We start from the raw sequence: 14,485 nt of genomic DNA, 5'->3' as shown, positions 1-14,485 counted from the left end.
AGGAAACACCATGGCCGACCTGATCCTCCACCACTACCTGACCTCGCCGTTCTCGGAGAAGGTGCGCCTGATCCTCGGCGCCAAGAAGCTGCCGTGGAAATCGGTCTTCATCCCGCCGATCATGCCCAAGCCCGACGTGGAGGTGCTCACCGGTGGCTACCGCAAGACGCCGTTCCTGCAGATCGGCGCCGACATGTACTGCGACAGCGCGCTCATCGCCGACGTGCTGGAACATCTGCAACCCGAACCCACGCTGTACCCGGAGCCTGAGAAAGGCATGTCGCGCATCCTCGCGCAGTGGGCCGACACCACGCTGTTCTGGTCCGCCATGGCCTGGAGCCTGCAGCCCAAGGGCGCGGCCGAGGTGTTCGCCAAGGCGCCGCCCGAAGCCGCGAAGGCCTTCGGCGAAGACCGCGGCAAGATGAGCGCGGGCAACATGACCCGCCTGCGCCCGGCCGATGCCGCCAGCGCCTACAAGTCGTACCTGCGCCGCCTGTCGGACATGCTCGACGAGAAGCCCTACCTGCTGGGCGAGGTGCCCACCATCGCCGACTTCTCGGCCTATCACCCGCTCTGGTACACGCGCCGCATCGAGTCGGTGCGCACCATCCTCGACCTGACGCCGGCGGTGATCGACTGGATGGACCGCATGGCCGCCATCGGCCATGGTGTGCCCGAGAAGTTCACGAGCGACGAGGCCATTGCAGTCGCCAAGGCTGCGACGCCGCACACGCTGCTGACCGACAGCACTTTCCAGGACGACCACGGCATTCCGCTCGGCAGCGACGTCACCGTCCGCGCCGAGAGCTTCGGGTTGGAAGAAACGCCGGGCACGTTGGTCGCGGCCACGCGCACGCACTACACGCTGGAGCGCAGCCACGAGCGAGTGGGCACGGTGCACGTGCACTTTCCGCGCATCGGGTATGTGCTGAAGAAGGCTGATGCCTAGAGGCGTTCGCCGTGGCTGGCGACGCTCTGCCTAACGCTTGAATCCCGGGATCGGGACTGGAGAGCAGTCGGGCAGCTTCAGCGCCTCGTAGTCGGGGTGAAACTGGACTACGACAAAGTCGTTGCCTGCTTCCCTCGACATCCTGTTGTCTTCATAAATATTCGAAGTGGTTTCCAGCTTGATCTCGTTCGGCTGGAACTGCCTGTATGCCTGGGTCACCTTTCGGGCTCGCTGTTCTGCCAGTCGGGCCGCTTCATCGGGCGTCCTGCCCGGAGTCTTGACGGTGGCCCCTCCATCGATCGAAACCTCGAGGTATTTGGTGAAGGTCGAGTTCGCTCGGTCAACGAAATTCGCCAGCTTCGCGATCTGAGCCGGCTCAAGGTCGGCGGAGCCCTCGGCGAAAGTAAGCCTTGTCACCACGACAGGTTTGCAGGCCATGGCGCTCGAGCTCGCCAGCACGGCGGCGACGAGCAAAGGCCTGAAGATGTATTTCATATGGATGCCTTCGCCACAACACCAAGAATGTAGCCGGCGATGCTGTCGGCGTTGACGCGGGACCTCGGGTCTTCAGCGTGATCCCTTGCGTTTTTCGTGCCGTACCAGGTATCGAATGAGCTGAAGGTGTCGTCGAAGTGCGTGACTTCGTGAATCAACGTCAGGAGCTTCGAGTCCCCGTCACGGATGCTGGGAGCGGGGTCCCGGCTTGGATCCGCCACAAACCGCTCGCGGCGCGCGTCACACGAACGACAGCCAACCACTGGGCAAAGCGTTCCAATAGCCGATGCAGAGTCAACCAAAGGAAAGCACCCAATGATTCAGGACTTCAAGGGCAAGACCGCCGTTCTCACCGGCGCGGGCTCGGGCTTCGGCCTGGAGTGCGCGCGCATCGGCGCCGCCCGCGGCATGAACCTCGTGCTGGTCGACGTGCAGCAGGATGCGCTCGACAAGGCCCAGGCAGAAATGGAAGCCGCTGGCGCTCAGGTGCTGGCGCGCAAGGTCGACGTGTCGAACGCGGCACAGATGGAAGCGCTGGCCGCGGCCGTGAAGGAGCGCTTCGGCGCGCCGCACTTCGTGTTCAACAACGCGGGCGTGGGCGCTGGCGGCCTGGTGTGGGAGAACACCGTGGCCGACTGGGAATGGGTGCTGGGCGTGGACCTGTGGGGCGTGATCCACGGCGTGCGCCTGTTCACGCCGATGATGCTCGAAGCGGCAGCCAAGGACCCGGGCTATCGCGGCCACATCACCAACACCGCGAGCATGGCCGGCCTGCTGACGCCACCCAACATGGGCATCTACAACGCGGCCAAGGCCGCAGTCGTGAGCCTTACGGAGACGATGTACCAGGACCTGAACCTCGTCACCGACCAGATCGGCGCGAGCCTGCTGTGCCCGTACTTCGTGCCCACGGGCATCACCAGCAGCGAGCGCAACCGGCCCAATGCACCGAAGGACAGCGAGCTCACCAAGAGCCAGCTCATCGGCCAGGCCATGAGCAACAAGGCGGTGAGCAGCGGCAAGATCACGGCGGCCGAAGTGGCGGCCAAGGTGTTCGACGCCATCAGCGCCAACCAGTTCTACGTGTTCAGCCATCCGAAGGCGCTGGGCAACGTGAAGAGCCGCATGGAGAACATCGTCTCCATCACGAATCCGGCCGACCCATTCCTGGAACGCCCGGAGATCGGGCAGAAGCTGCGCGAGCAGCTTCGCTCGGCCTGACCTCGAGCTTCTTTTTCAAGAAGCCTGCAACTCGCCGCGCTTCGACGCGGACGAGCCGGGTTTTGACATATGTCAAATATTGCTCAGGCACTCGAGCTTTCTGCCTGCACCGGCTCTTCATGCGCGATGTTTGCGAACTACTCCCTTAGCCAGGGCGCATATTTTTCATAACCTCTCCCTGTAACTTTCTTGGTGAAGTTCAGGGGCAGTTGCAAGCGGATCCGAAGGGGCTTGACCCAAGGTCAACCTGAGCCGATCCGCCGCGACATCTTGCAAGAGGAGGCAATTCATGCGCACCCCGTTCCTGTCCGACATCAGCCCGGACGAACCTTTGGCGACCCAGCTCAGGCCGGCATACATGGCCTGGTTGTCGGTGCTCCTGTGCATCCTGGCGGCCGTTGCCTTCGTGGTCGGGGCCATTCGGGTTCCCAACATCGTTGCGGCATCGATGCTCATGACCGCGGCCATCGTGTCGCTGGGAGCCGGCCTGATTCTTGGGTTGAGCATGTGGGTCTTTCCAGACCTCCCGCGCTAAATGGCTTTGCAAGAACCTACAGCACCCGCGGCGAGCAAGTCCGCAGCGTCGATCCTTCGCATTCAGGACTGGCGCATGACGCTGGTGGCCGCCCTGATCGGACTGCTGATCGTGATGGCCATGCTCATGAAATGGGTCGTCGAATTCCAGGTCGAGGCCGCGCGGGAGCGGCGCTTGAGCGAATCCGTTGCCCGCGAGGCGGCAGCGCGCTGTCACGAAAAGGCACCGCCCCAGGCGGTCAGCGCGTGCCTGAAGGAACTGGCGGCCGGGGCTGTTCCAGTCAACCGCTGACGGTCATTCGCCACTGCGCCACTGACCGGTACTAGGGCACACGGCGGCCTGCTCGCCGTTCAGCCGGACCTGCTCTTCCTCCAGTTGTGACGAGGTCGAGGGGTCGACGTCGAAAGTGATCTGAAGAGCGCGCGCGACATGGGTGTCTTCGATCGGAAGCTCCCAGGTCAGGAACATTTGCGTGCAATCCTGGCCCGGCGCGAAGTCGGCCACATCGAAGCCGCTGCTGCCGCGTCGAATGACGGCATGAGGCTGGCCGGTATCGAATATCACGGCAGTACCCCGGACAAGGGGGATTCGATGACCTGCAAAGGGGAAGTGCAAGTCCAGCCCCTTCTCCTCGCTCACGAAGAGATTGCAGAAGGCCGCGCCGCCGTATTGCGCACCGTCATGGTGGTACCTCGCGCCGCGGCAAGCCATGAGGGCGACGTCGCTGGAGGCAAGCACCTCGGGCAGCCCGAGCGTGCGCGTCCAGTCGGATACGGCCTGCACGCAGAGCCGGTAGTCCGGCCAGCGTGCACGCGCGCGGACCAAGGGCAGCGGCTCGACGTCGCCGGGTTCCAGCAACAGGTGCGAAGAAATCTCTCTCTCCCAATCCGCAAGCAGGCGTGCAGGTGGCGCGGGCACGTCGAGCGTGTTCGTCAGCACGAGATCGCTCACGCTTCGGCTGCGGATGGCGTCACCGCTCCAGAAGTGGGAAACGAGGAGGTCTCTGTTGCTCACGACGAACTGGGCACGGCTTGCATCAAGAGCGACAGCGCCTTTCGCAGGCTCGTGGCCGATGCCCGCTCTCCCTTGTCATGGCCCAGACGCACCACCACCAGGTCGTGCGAAGGAACGATCAGCACCGTCTGCCCACCCGCGCCCAGCATGTAGTACGCCGTGGTCGGCACCGGCCACGTGCTCGTGCCGTTCAACCAGAAGAACCCGCCGTAGATCGGGCGCTTGTCGGCCGCCCAGGCCGGTGCAAGGGTGCTCACGAACTTGACGAAACCTTCGGGCAGGATGCGCTCGCCATTCCAGACGCCGTCCTGCAGATACAGGTTGGCCAGGCGCGCCCAATCGCGTGCCGACATGAAGTCATAGCCCTGCGCGAGGAAGTTGCCATACGGATCGGTCTCCAGGGTCATCGTACGGATGCCGATCTTGTCGAACAGGTTTCTCTGCGGGAACGACAGGTACTCCTCGCCGCGCTTCTCGACAGCAAGGCGGATCAGGTAGTTCGCCAGCACCGGGTCGGTATTGCGATAGCGCCCGACGGTGTTGGGCGGCCACTGCTGCGGGCGGGTGGCCGCGTAGTTGAACGAGTTGATGCGGCCGGTGTAGAGGTAGGTGTGGTCGGGGTAGGTGCCGTTGGGGTCGAAGTCCGGGTCATCGGGTGCCTTGATGCGCAGCCCGCTCGACATGTGCAGGATGTCCGCGATCCGGATCTCCTGGCGCTTGTCGCCGGCGGCCTGCCACTCGGGAATCGGCGCGCGCTGGTCGAGCCGGTATTCGCCCTGCTTCATCAGCACGCCCAGCATCGTCGCGGTCACGCTCTTGCCCATCGACCACGATTCGAGCGGCGTGGTCGCCGTGATGCCGCTCCTGTAGCGCTCGCCGACGATGCGTCCCTTGTGCGTGACGACGAAGGCTGCGGTGTAGGCCTCCGGCAGCTCGAAGGCCGCGTCGACTGCCTGGCCCACCTTTGCCGTGTCGATGCCGGGCGCGGGACCGGCGGGCGTCACGTCGCCCATGGGCCACGGCTGGGTCGAGGGATCGGGCAGGGCGCTCTTGACGGCCACCGGCGTGAAGAACACGCCGTCGTTGCCGGCTGGCAGCGTGATGCAGCCCTGCGAACCGTAGTAGCGCGCCACCAGCGTCGGCCCATTGGGCATGGCGATGCGGACTTCCTTCTTGTCGCGGTCGACCACCGGCGTGCCGACCTTCTTGCGCTGGTCGTAGGGCCCTGTGAAGTAGCCCACGCTCTCGACGGCGAATCCGGGATCGAGTCCGGTGATGAATGCGGCGGAGCACATCGTCTTGGCGTAGCCCGAGGTGTTGTGCTCCAGCGGATCACCGGGTGGCGGCACGTAGGGCGTGTCGAGTTCGAAGGTTCTCGCGCGAGCGATGAGGGCCTCGCGTGCAGGTAGCTCGGGGGCGCCGGTGACCGGTGTCGTTCCTCCAGAACCCGTACCCAGCCCTATGCCGATGCCTGCGCCTCCGCCACCCCCGCCGCCTCCTCCACATGAAGCCAAAGCCATTACAAGAAGCGCGCCTGTTGCGATGGCAAGAGGGATGCGGGCAAACCTCGTCATGACTTCTCCTCACTTTGTTGTTGGAACGCGAGTCTCCACGAGAACTGCGACAGCCTGAAAGTTCTGCGTCCAGCTTGTCCTCAGCCTCGCGATTGCGGCTCCGGTGCGGCCTGCGACGCGATCCATTCCCACACTGCCCGCACGGCCGGCTCGTTCTCGCTGCCGCGTGCGACCGCCAGAAAGTAGCTGCCGGTGTCGAGCGCAGGACCGAAGGGCTGCACCAGCGCGCCGCTGCGCAGCTCTTCGGCCGACAGCGTGAGGCTCAGCAGCGCCACGCCATGTCCTGCGAGCGCGGCCAGCGTCGCGTGTGTCTCGTCGGAGAACGACAGGCCCGAGGCCTTCATCGCGCGCCCCCTCGGCGGCGCGATGCCGGCTTCGCGAAACCAGCGCGTCCACACGGCAGGTGCGAGCGCCTGCGGCTGCCAGTCGCAATGGATCAGCTGGTGCCTCGGCAGGTCTGCGGCGCGCTTGAGGCCCAGCATCGGGCTGCACAAAGGCGCATAGCGCTCGGGCATCAGCTCGCGCGACACCAGCCCCGGCCAGTTGCCGTGGCCCGAGCGAACAGCGATGTCGGCGTCGCCGCGCGCCAGGTCGACCAAGGTGTCGCTCGCATGCAGCCGCAGCTCGACTCCGGGGCAGGCCCTGCGGAACGCCTCCATGCGCGGCAGCACCCAGCGCGCGGCGAATGCGGTGTTGGTGGTAAGGGTGACGGCCTGCGACGCGGCCGGGCGGCGCAGCTTGTCGACGCCGGCTTCGAGCATGTCGAAGCCCATGCGCAGGTCGGCGAACAGCCGCTGGCCCGCTGGCGTCAGCGCGAGCTGCCGCGTGAGCCGGCGGAACAGCGGCTGGCCCAGCGTGTCTTCGAGCGCACGCACCTGGTGGCTGATGGCCGACGGCGTGACCGACAGTTCGAGCGCCGCGCGCTGAAAGCTCAGGTGCGCGGCCGCAGCCTCGAAGGCGCGAAGTGACAGCAGGGGAGGCAGCCGCCGGAGAGGGCGGATGGATGAGCCAATCTCGTTCATGTGTGGAGAAATCGTCGTTTGTGATGAGTGGCTCGTGAACCTAGATTCAAGGCCTGCGCACCATTCCGGCCGCGCGGGACGAAAGATACCAATTCATCCATCAAGACCATGACCATGAACCTCCTCCACATCGACGCCAGCGCCCGACCGGGCCGTTCCGACACCGACCTCCACGGCTCGCACACGCGCCGCCTCTCGGCGCGTTTCGTCGAGCGCTGGCGCAAGGCGCGGCCCGCCGACCGCATCGACTACCTCGACGTGGGCCGGCAGCCACCCGCGCACGTCGACGGCCGCTGGATCCACGCGGCCTTCACGCCGCCGGCCGCGCGCGAGCCATGGATGGCCGAGGCGCTCGCCGAGAGCGACCGGCTCGTCGACCAGCTCGTTGCCGCCGACGTGGTCGTGATCGGCCTGCCCATGTACAACTTCAGCGTGCCCGCGCAGTTCAAGGCCTGGATCGACAACATCGTGCGCGTGGGCCGCACCTTCGGCTTCGACCGTTCGCGCGGCGCGGTGCCGTACTGGCCACTGCTGGCGGACGCGGGCAAGCGCGTGGTGCTGCTGGGCGCGCGCGGCGACCATGGCTACGACGCGGGCGGCCGCGTCGCGCACCTCAACCACACTGAGAGCAGCGTGCGTTCGGCGCTCGGGTATATCGGCATCACCGAAGTGTTCGAGGCGGCGGTGGAGTCCGACGAATTCGGCGGCGAGCAGCTTGCGGATTCGATGCGGCGCGCGGAGCAGCGCGCGGACAGCCTCGTCGATGCACTGATCGCCCCGCGTGCGCGTGCGCGGTCGGGGGCTACAGATGTTTGCCAGGCAGACCGGTCCTTGTCCGAACAAAAGTAAGGCAAAGGTGATCATTTTTCCCGAGTCATGGAGCGGTTCGCCGCGCCCTGCATCCAAGCCCTTTGCCGGTGCGTGGATCGCACCGATACTGTCCGGAAATTCCCTCCGGCAACGTACCGGTCCGAACAGTTCAATGACTCAAACAGGTTTCTCGAAATTCCGGTTCGGTTTGCACACACGCCTGAGCCTCGGCGTGATGGCGGTGGTCCTGACGGCCACCTTCGCGATTGCCACCTTCGCTCTGCACTTCGTCAAGAGCAACATGCGAGCCTCGATCGAGGCCGAGCAGCTCTCCCGCGTGGCCGCCATCGCCGACTCCATCGACCAGAAATTCGGCAGCCGGCTGATCCTGCTGCAGACCTTCGGCGATAGCGTGGAAGCGCAGGACTTCCAGGACACCGTGCCGCTGCAGGCCTTCCTCGAAAGGCACGCCTCGCTGCGTCAGGCCTTCGACAACGTCGCCTTCCTCGACATGGACGGCAACCTCGTGGCCAACCTCAACGGTGCGAACCGCATCGGTACCGTGAACGTGAAGGATCGGCCCTATTTCCAGCGAACGGTTGCGTCCCGGGCCGGTCTCGTATCCGAGCCGTACCGCAACCGGCTCAACGGGCTGGCACAGGTGGCCATCACCGCGCCGGTGCTCGACAACGCGGGACAGGTGAGGTTCGTGATCTCGGGTGCCATCAACCTGAAGGATCGCAACATCCTGGGTGCGCTCGCCGACATCAAGTTCGGCAAGACCGGCTATCTGTTCGTGACGACCGCGGATGGCATCGTGGTCGACCATCCGGACACCTCGCGCATCCTGAACCACATTCAGGCGAACGGCGGCGGCGACCCCGAGGTCCTTCGCGCGCTGGCCGGCTTCCAGGGCTCGAGCGAGGGCGTCAACAAAGCCGGCGTGCGCGGCCTCTATGCCTTCGACCGCGCCGAGCAGGCGAACTGGATCGTCGGTGCCATGTACCCGCGCAGCGAGGCCTTCGCGGGCATCAATGCCATCGAACGCGGTGCGTGGTTCGGGGCACTGGCGCTGGCGCTGACCGCGGGCGCGCTGGCCCTGGCAGTGGTGCGCCGGCAGCTGAAGCCGCTGTCCGAACTGCACCAGCACATGCAATCCACCCAGGAGGCGTCTACCGGGACCGCGGCGGCGCGCACCTACGCCTTCGACGAGATCGGCGATCTCTCGCGCACCTTCGACGAACTGATGGCGCAGCGGCGCGCCATCGAGCTCAGCCTTGCGCACAGCGAGGCTCAGGTACGCATCATTGCCGACAACATCCCGGCGATGGTGTCGCACGTCGATGCGTCGATGCGCTACACCTTCGTCAATGCGCACGTGCGGGCCCTGCACAAGGACAAGACGCTGGTGGGCCGCCTGATGCCGGAAGTGCGCGGCCCCGCGGATTTCGCGCTGGTGGAGCCGAGCTTCCGGCGCGCGCTGGCCGGCGAGACCGTGATCCTCGAGAAGTCCGGCGACCCGGCGCTGGGCATTGGCGGCCGCACGTTCAAGGCCCACTACATTCCCGACATCGATGCCGACGGCGTGGTCCGCGGCGTGTTCTCGATGACCTTCGACATCACCGAGGACGTGAACATCCGCCGGGCCCTGACCGAGCAGGAAAAGCGGCTGCGCGACGTGACCGACAACATCCCGGCGCTGGTCGGCTACTTCGACCGCGAGCAGAACTGCCTGTTCGCCAACGTCAGGGCGCGCCAGACAGCGGGGCTGGACCAGAGCGCTTCGCTGAAGGGAACGACCCTGCGCTCGGCTCTCGGCAAGGCGGTGCATGCGCAGCTCAAGCCCTACCTGCCCGTCGTGTTCTCGGGCAAGAAGGTGCGTTTCCCGGTTCGCGCTCCCATGCATGGCAGGGAGGGGTACTTCCAGGCCAACCTGATGCCGGACAAGAACCTGCGCGGCGAGGTCGTCGGCTTCTACCTCATGTCCTTCAACATCACGGCGCTGAAGCAGGCGGAGCTGCGCCTGGCCGAGAGCGAACTGCGCCTGCGCGCCATCACCGACAACATGCCGGCGCTGATCACCTACATCGACCGCGACGAGAAGATCACCTTCGCCAATGCCACCAGCCGCGAATGGCTCGGGCTCGACCCGGCCCAGGTACTGGGGCGCCAGGTGCAGGACGTGCTGGGCCGCGAGGTGTACGAGTCGCGCCAGCCGATGCTCGCGCGGGCGCTGGGCGGGGAGCGGGCGGAGTTCGAGGCCCGTATGCAGCGCCAGGGCTTCGATCGCATCACGCAGGTCACCTACGTGCCCGACGTGCGCGAAGACGGCATGACGCACGGAATTTTCTCGCTGGCGCACGACATCACGGCGCTGAAGGTGGTGGAGCACAAGCTCATCGAGCTGGCACGGCTCGACACGCTCACCGGCCTGCCCAACCGGCTGGCGTTCAACGAATACCTGCCCGGGGCGGTGCTGCGCGGGCGGCTCGCGGGCAATGCGATGGCGCTGATGTTCCTCGACATCGACCATTTCAAGGCCATCAACGACACGATGGGCCATGCGGTGGGCGATGCGGTGCTCACCGAATATGCGCGGCGGCTTCTGGGCTGCGTGCGCGGCACCGATATGGTGGCCCGGCTGGCGGGCGACGAGTTCGTGCTCGTGCTCGAAGGCCTGACCGCACCGGACACCGCGGCCACTGTCGCGGCAAAGATCGTGGAGCGCATCCACACGCCGCCCTTTACGGTGGACGGCCAGCGCATCAAGGTGACGACCAGCGTCGGCATCGCGTTTCACCGCGCGGCCGATTCCTCCGTCACTGCCGAGGAGTTGCTGGCGCGGGCCGATACGGCGCTCTACAACGCCAAGGCGGCGGGGCGCGATCGGTTCGAGTTCTTCATGCCTGTTGAGGGGGCGCGCAGCGATCTGATCACGCGGCAGCACTGAGTTCGGCGGCTGCGACCGCCGGTGAATCAAACCCGCGCCGAAGCGCTGTCCCCCAGTACATTGCGCGGTTCGCGCCGGTCGAGCGAGCGGCTCCACAGCGCGATCATCAGGCCCACCAGCGTGAGCAGGGCCGCCGCCCAGCCCAGCGCGCGCAATCCCGGCCCATGGTCGATGACCACGCCGCCGACCCACGCGCCGAGCGCGTTGCCGAGGTTGAAGGCAGCGATGTTCAGGCTCGACGCGAGGTTCTGACCCGCGCCCGAGGCCTTCTCCAGTACCCGCAACTGCATCGGCGCCACGGTGGCGAACGAAGCCACGCCGAGCAGGCCGACGAACACCACCGCCGTGAACGGCGTGCCGATGGTGAACTGCATCGCACTCAGCACGACGGCCAGCGCCGCCAGCGTACCGAGCACGGCGGCCATCGGCGCGCGGTCGGCCAGCTTGCCGCCCAGGATATTGCCGACGGCCAGCCCGCCGCCAAACACAAGCAGGATGGGCGACACGGCCGACTCCGACAGACCGGTGATCTGCGTGAGCAAGGGCTGGATGTAGGTGAACACCACGAACACGCCGGCAAAGCCGAGCACCGTCATCGCCAGGCCGAGCAGCACCTGCGGGCGCGCCAGCACGGCCAGTTCTTCGCGCAGCGGCGCGGACCCAGCCTCTCCCTTCGCGCGCGGCACGAACACGGCGAGCACCGTGAAGGCCAGCACGCCGATCAGCGTCACGGCCCAGAAAGCCGAGCGCCAGCCGAACTGCAGGCCCAGCCACGCGCCGGCCGGCACGCCGAGCAGCGTGGCGGCGGTCAGGCCGGTGAACATGATCGCGATGGCCGAGGCGCGCCGTTCGGGCGCCACCAGGCCAGTGGCCACCACCGAGCCGACGCCGAAGAAGGTGCCGTGCGCCAGCGAGGTGATGACGCGTGCGGCCATCAGCATCTCGTAGTTGGGCGCCACGGCGCAGGCGAGATTGCCGAGCGTGAAGATTCCCATGAGCGCGAGCAGCACGGTCTTGCGCGGCAGCTTGCGGGTGGCGATGGTGAGCACCGGCGCGCCGACCGCGACCCCGAGCGCGTAGCCCGAGATCAGCAGGCCGGCGGCCGTGATGGAGACGTGAAGATCCGTCGAGACCTGCATCAGCAGGCCCATGATGACGAACTCGGTGGTGCCTATACCGAAGGCACCGGCGGTGAGGGCGATTAGAGCGATTGGCATGATGCCCTGTACTGTGCGGACGAAAGTCACTGATGACTAGAATGCCGCAGGTACACATACTTGTGACTTGAATTCATAGACCGGAGGAGCCATGCCGCGCATCGACGTCAACCGTTCCGGCGAAATGGAAGCCTTCGTGCAGGTGGTCGAGTCTGGCGGGTTCTCGGCGGCGGCGCGCCTGCTGAGCATGACGCCTTCGGCCGTGAGCAAGCTCGTGGCGCGGCTTGAATTGCGCCTGGGCATCCAGCTCGTGCACCGTTCCACGCGCAAGCTGCAACTCACGCCCGAAGGCACGGAGTTCTACGAACGCAGCCTGCGCGTGCTGGCCGACATTGACGAGGCCGAGCGCTGCGCGGCGGCCGGTGCGGCGGCGCGCGGGCGCGTGAGCATCAATGCCAGCGTCTCGTTCGGGCACCACAAGCTGGTGCCATTGGTGCCGCGCCTGCTCGAACAGCATCCGCAGATCACGCTCGACATTGCGCTGACCGACCGCATCGTCGACTTGATGGATGAGCGCGCGGACATCGCCATCCGCTGGGGCCAATTGCCGTCGTCCGATCTCGTGGCGCGTCGGCTCGGTGGGACCAGCCAGTCCATCGTCGCCGCGCCAGACTACCTCGCGAAGTACGGCACGCCGCGCACGCCGCAGGAGCTGGAGGCGCACAACCGACTGGGCTGGAGCTACCGGCGCAGTTCGCCCGACTGGCCGCTGCGTGTCGACGGCCGCATGGTGTGGCTGCCCGTGGCCGGTCCGGTGCGCGCGGGCGATGGCGAAACGCTGCGCCGGCTGGCCATCGCGGGGGCTGGCGTGGCGCGGCTGTCGCTGTATCACATCCAGCACGACATCGACGCCGGTCGGCTCGTGCCGTTGCTCGAAGAGTTCAACCCGGGAGAGGTGGAGCCGATCCACGCGGTCTACATCGGCAAGGCCGGCACGCTGCCCGCGCGGGTTCGGGCGGTGCTCGACTTTCTGGTGGCGTGCTCGGGGGTGGGCGGCGAGCGCTACACGATCAAGCGAACGGCGCCTATGTCGGCAAACTCCACCGTCACCTGATCGCCGCGCCGGCAGGGCACGATGCCGACCCACGAGCCGGTGGTGACCACCGTGCCCGCGGGAACGGTCTGGCCGTGGCGGGTCAGGTGGCGCAGCCAGATCGGCAGCAGCCATGCGGGGTCGGCCAGCGGATGCGTGCCTTCGCGCACCACGGTCTCTGCGTTGCCGACCTTCGTTTCGCAGCGCTGCGAGGCCCAGTCGACGGCGGCGTAAGGCGTCCATTCGCCGAGCGCGAGTGCGCCGTGCACCTGCGAATCGGCAAGGCGCAGCAGGGCGGGCGTGGCGGCGAGGTCTTGCCAGCGGGAGTCGACGATTTCGACCGACACGGCCATGGCGTCGATGAGCGATGCGGTGTTGTCGTGATCGAGCTGCGCGGCCTGTGCCGGCGTAACGTTCTGTCCGAGCCGCAAGGCAATCTCGGCCTCGATGCCGGGCGCATGGAACACGAGGTCGCTGAAGTTCGCCGGGCCCTGGCGCACACCGGCGGGAGGCAGTGGCGCATGTGTGAGCGTCGCGCTGCGCGAACCGCCGCCCGACTTCCACGTGCCGGGCACGGGCTGAGCGTTGAACCAGCCGAGCGCGGCCGCGACGGCGTTCTGCACTTCATAGGCCTGGATGTCGGTTTCGAGCGCGTCGGTCCAGCGCGTGGCATCGAGGGTGTGGTTGCCGCGGCGCGCGGTCACGAGTGCGTCGGTGAGGGCGGTCTGGGATGGGGTCATGTTCTGGATCTTCTCAGTTTCTGCTGGGTGCGTTCGGGTGCTTTTGTTCGGGGTGCGTGCACAGGCCACCGGGTACTCCCCTCCGCGAATGTCCCCCGCCTTCGGCTCCTCCTTTATTTCGCTGCGGGGAGCACCCGGTGTCCTGTGCACGGGGACACGCTGCTGGTTCGCGGCCGATCGACAAGTGCTCTGATCGATCACGACGGCGGGGTGCCTTGCGCAGCGAAATAAAGGAGGAGCCCGAAGGGCGGGGGAAATTCGCGGAGCAAGGTACCCCGTCGGCGGGATCGCACCCCGAGCGACCTCAAGCAGTCCCTCAGCTTCTTGCAGGCAGAGCGAGTTCGCGCGTATCGGCTGGCGGCTGCGGCGGCGGAATGAGCTGCGTGCCTTCCATGCGGGTGCTGCCGCTGCCGCGGTTGTTCGAGCGCTGCAGTGCGGAGTCGGGCAGTACCGGTGCAGCGTTCACGCCGCGCAGCATGACGTTGTCGGTGTTCGGCTGCGTCTGCAGCTGCTGGCCGCGGATCTCGTCGTARCGGTCGTAGGCGAAGGCCTCGGACGAAGCGCCGTCGCGCATCACCGCGGGTCGCAGGAACATCATGAGGTTGCTCTTGCTGCGCGTGCGGTTCTCGTTCTTGAACAGGTTGCCGAGCACCGGGATGTCGCCGGCCAGCGGCACCTTCTCGATGTTGTTGTTGTAGGTGTCCGAAAGCAGGCCGCCCAGCATGACCAGGCCGCCGTCTTCCACCAGCACGCTGGACTCGATCGAGCGCTTGTTGGTGGTCGGGCCGTTGGGGTTGCTCAGCGARTTCTGGTCGACGGTCGAGGTYTCCTGGAAGATCGTCATCCGCACCGTGCCGTTCTCGTTGATGGTCGGGCGCACGCGCAGGGTGAGGCCGACGTCCTTGCGCTCGACGGTGGTGAACGG

The 14,485-nt window shown here is 66.5% G+C and carries 14 protein-coding genes and 1 pseudogene; 7 read left to right on the top strand and 8 right to left on the bottom strand.

The features are described from left to right. Positions 1 to 10 precede the first annotated feature (10 nt). On the top strand, positions 11 to 949 hold the full coding sequence (locus ASD05_RS08645; protein ID WP_056590477.1) for a glutathione S-transferase family protein: 939 nt from the start codon (positions 11 to 13) through the stop codon (positions 947 to 949). Positions 950 to 979: 30 nt separating this feature from the next. Here ASD05_RS08645 and ASD05_RS08640 read toward each other — a convergent pair whose 3' ends face one another. Beyond that, positions 980 to 1,444, bottom strand: a complete 465-nt coding sequence (locus ASD05_RS08640) for a hypothetical protein (RefSeq protein WP_056590475.1) — start codon at positions 1,442 to 1,444, stop codon at positions 980 to 982. Next, positions 1,441 to 1,602, bottom strand: a complete 162-nt coding sequence (locus ASD05_RS08635; RefSeq protein WP_235507910.1) for a hypothetical protein — start codon at positions 1,600 to 1,602, stop codon at positions 1,441 to 1,443. Before ASD05_RS08635 ends, ASD05_RS08640 begins: the two co-directional genes overlap by 4 nt. Positions 1,603 to 1,759: 157 nt before the next feature. Between ASD05_RS08635 and ASD05_RS08630 the strand changes: the two genes are divergently transcribed. The 3 genes from ASD05_RS08630 (at position 1,760) to ASD05_RS08620 (ending at position 3,491) form a co-directional block, all read left to right on the top strand. Next, on the top strand, positions 1,760 to 2,665 hold the full coding sequence (locus ASD05_RS08630) for an SDR family oxidoreductase (RefSeq protein ID WP_056590467.1): 906 nt from the start codon (positions 1,760 to 1,762) through the stop codon (positions 2,663 to 2,665). Between the two features lie 289 nt (positions 2,666 to 2,954). Then, complete coding sequence (locus ASD05_RS08625; RefSeq protein ID WP_007832741.1) at positions 2,955 to 3,200, top strand: hypothetical protein; 246 nt, start codon at positions 2,955 to 2,957, stop codon at positions 3,198 to 3,200. Between the two features lie 75 nt (positions 3,201 to 3,275). Beyond that, entirely contained in the window at positions 3,276 to 3,491 is a 216-nt protein-coding gene (locus ASD05_RS08620; protein WP_082572017.1) for a general secretion pathway protein GspL, read from the top strand. 3 nt (positions 3,492 to 3,494) lie between these two features. Here ASD05_RS08620 and ASD05_RS08615 read toward each other — a convergent pair whose 3' ends face one another. The 3 genes from ASD05_RS08615 to ASD05_RS08605 all read right to left on the bottom strand — a co-directional run bounded on the left by ASD05_RS08615 (position 3,495) and on the right by ASD05_RS08605 (position 6,810). Continuing rightward, the gene (locus tag ASD05_RS08615) at positions 3,495 to 4,214 is read right to left on the bottom strand and encodes a hypothetical protein (protein WP_056590460.1); all 720 of its coding nucleotides are present in this window, start codon (positions 4,212 to 4,214) and stop codon (positions 3,495 to 3,497) included. Next, on the bottom strand, positions 4,211 to 5,563 hold the full coding sequence (locus tag ASD05_RS08610) for a serine hydrolase domain-containing protein (RefSeq protein WP_235507909.1): 1,353 nt from the start codon (positions 5,561 to 5,563) through the stop codon (positions 4,211 to 4,213). Before ASD05_RS08610 ends, ASD05_RS08615 begins: the two co-directional genes overlap by 4 nt. Before the next feature lie 305 nt (positions 5,564 to 5,868). Next, on the bottom strand, positions 5,869 to 6,810 hold the full coding sequence (locus tag ASD05_RS08605; RefSeq protein ID WP_056590454.1) for a LysR substrate-binding domain-containing protein: 942 nt from the start codon (positions 6,808 to 6,810) through the stop codon (positions 5,869 to 5,871). 108 nt (positions 6,811 to 6,918) lie between these two features. Here ASD05_RS08605 and ASD05_RS08600 point away from each other — a divergent pair, with 108 nt between their 5' ends. Further along, positions 6,919 to 7,659 (top strand): FMN-dependent NADH-azoreductase, encoded by a 741-nt coding sequence (locus ASD05_RS08600; RefSeq protein ID WP_056590451.1) that lies wholly within the window; start codon positions 6,919 to 6,921, stop codon positions 7,657 to 7,659. A 133-nt stretch (positions 7,660 to 7,792) separates the two neighbouring features. Further along, complete coding sequence (locus ASD05_RS08595) at positions 7,793 to 10,570, top strand: diguanylate cyclase domain-containing protein (RefSeq protein ID WP_056590448.1); 2,778 nt, start codon at positions 7,793 to 7,795, stop codon at positions 10,568 to 10,570. Between the two features lie 26 nt (positions 10,571 to 10,596). Here the strand turns inward: ASD05_RS08595 and ASD05_RS08590 are convergent, their stop codons facing one another. Further along, positions 10,597 to 11,787 (bottom strand): MFS transporter, encoded by a 1,191-nt coding sequence (locus ASD05_RS08590; RefSeq protein WP_056590445.1) that lies wholly within the window; start codon positions 11,785 to 11,787, stop codon positions 10,597 to 10,599. Between the two features lie 91 nt (positions 11,788 to 11,878). Here ASD05_RS08590 and ASD05_RS08585 point away from each other — a divergent pair, with 91 nt between their 5' ends. Next, the gene (locus ASD05_RS08585) at positions 11,879 to 12,841 is read left to right on the top strand and encodes a LysR substrate-binding domain-containing protein (protein WP_056590441.1); all 963 of its coding nucleotides are present in this window, start codon (positions 11,879 to 11,881) and stop codon (positions 12,839 to 12,841) included. On the opposite strand, the gene ASD05_RS08580 is transcribed toward ASD05_RS08585, so the two are convergent. Both ASD05_RS08580 and ASD05_RS08575 read right to left on the bottom strand, forming a co-directional pair. Next, on the bottom strand, positions 12,790 to 13,560 hold the full coding sequence (locus ASD05_RS08580; RefSeq protein WP_056590438.1) for a fumarylacetoacetate hydrolase family protein: 771 nt from the start codon (positions 13,558 to 13,560) through the stop codon (positions 12,790 to 12,792). The genes ASD05_RS08585 and ASD05_RS08580 overlap by 52 nt on opposite strands. A gap of 316 nt (positions 13,561 to 13,876) precedes the next feature. Next, positions 13,877 to 14,485: pseudogene (locus ASD05_RS08575) on the bottom strand (type II secretion system protein GspD); the annotation flags it as partial.

Origin of the sequence: Variovorax sp. Root434, assembly GCF_001426595.1 — a bacterium.
In the GTDB taxonomy this organism is placed as follows: domain Bacteria; phylum Pseudomonadota; class Gammaproteobacteria; order Burkholderiales; family Burkholderiaceae_C; genus Variovorax.
This window is presented reverse-complemented; position numbering and strand designations above follow the sequence as displayed.

Coding starts and splice junctions, on each gene's coding strand:
- ASD05_RS08645 (WP_056590477.1), top strand. CDS start 11: ATGGCCGACCTGATCCTCCACCACTACCTGACCTCGCCGTTCTCGGAG.
- ASD05_RS08640 (WP_056590475.1), bottom strand. CDS start 1,444: ATGAAATACATCTTCAGGCCTTTGCTCGTCGCCGCCGTGCTGGCGAGC.
- ASD05_RS08630 (WP_056590467.1), top strand. CDS start 1,760: ATGATTCAGGACTTCAAGGGCAAGACCGCCGTTCTCACCGGCGCGGGC.
- ASD05_RS08625 (WP_007832741.1), top strand. CDS start 2,955: ATGCGCACCCCGTTCCTGTCCGACATCAGCCCGGACGAACCTTTGGCG.
- ASD05_RS08620 (WP_082572017.1), top strand. CDS start 3,276: ATGACGCTGGTGGCCGCCCTGATCGGACTGCTGATCGTGATGGCCATG.
- ASD05_RS08605 (WP_056590454.1), bottom strand. CDS start 6,810: ATGAACGAGATTGGCTCATCCATCCGCCCTCTCCGGCGGCTGCCTCCC.
- ASD05_RS08600 (WP_056590451.1), top strand. CDS start 6,919: ATGACCATGAACCTCCTCCACATCGACGCCAGCGCCCGACCGGGCCGT.
- ASD05_RS08595 (WP_056590448.1), top strand. CDS start 7,793: ATGACTCAAACAGGTTTCTCGAAATTCCGGTTCGGTTTGCACACACGC.
- ASD05_RS08590 (WP_056590445.1), bottom strand. CDS start 11,787: ATGCCAATCGCTCTAATCGCCCTCACCGCCGGTGCCTTCGGTATAGGC.
- ASD05_RS08585 (WP_056590441.1), top strand. CDS start 11,879: ATGCCGCGCATCGACGTCAACCGTTCCGGCGAAATGGAAGCCTTCGTG.
- ASD05_RS08580 (WP_056590438.1), bottom strand. CDS start 13,560: ATGACCCCATCCCAGACCGCCCTCACCGACGCACTCGTGACCGCGCGC.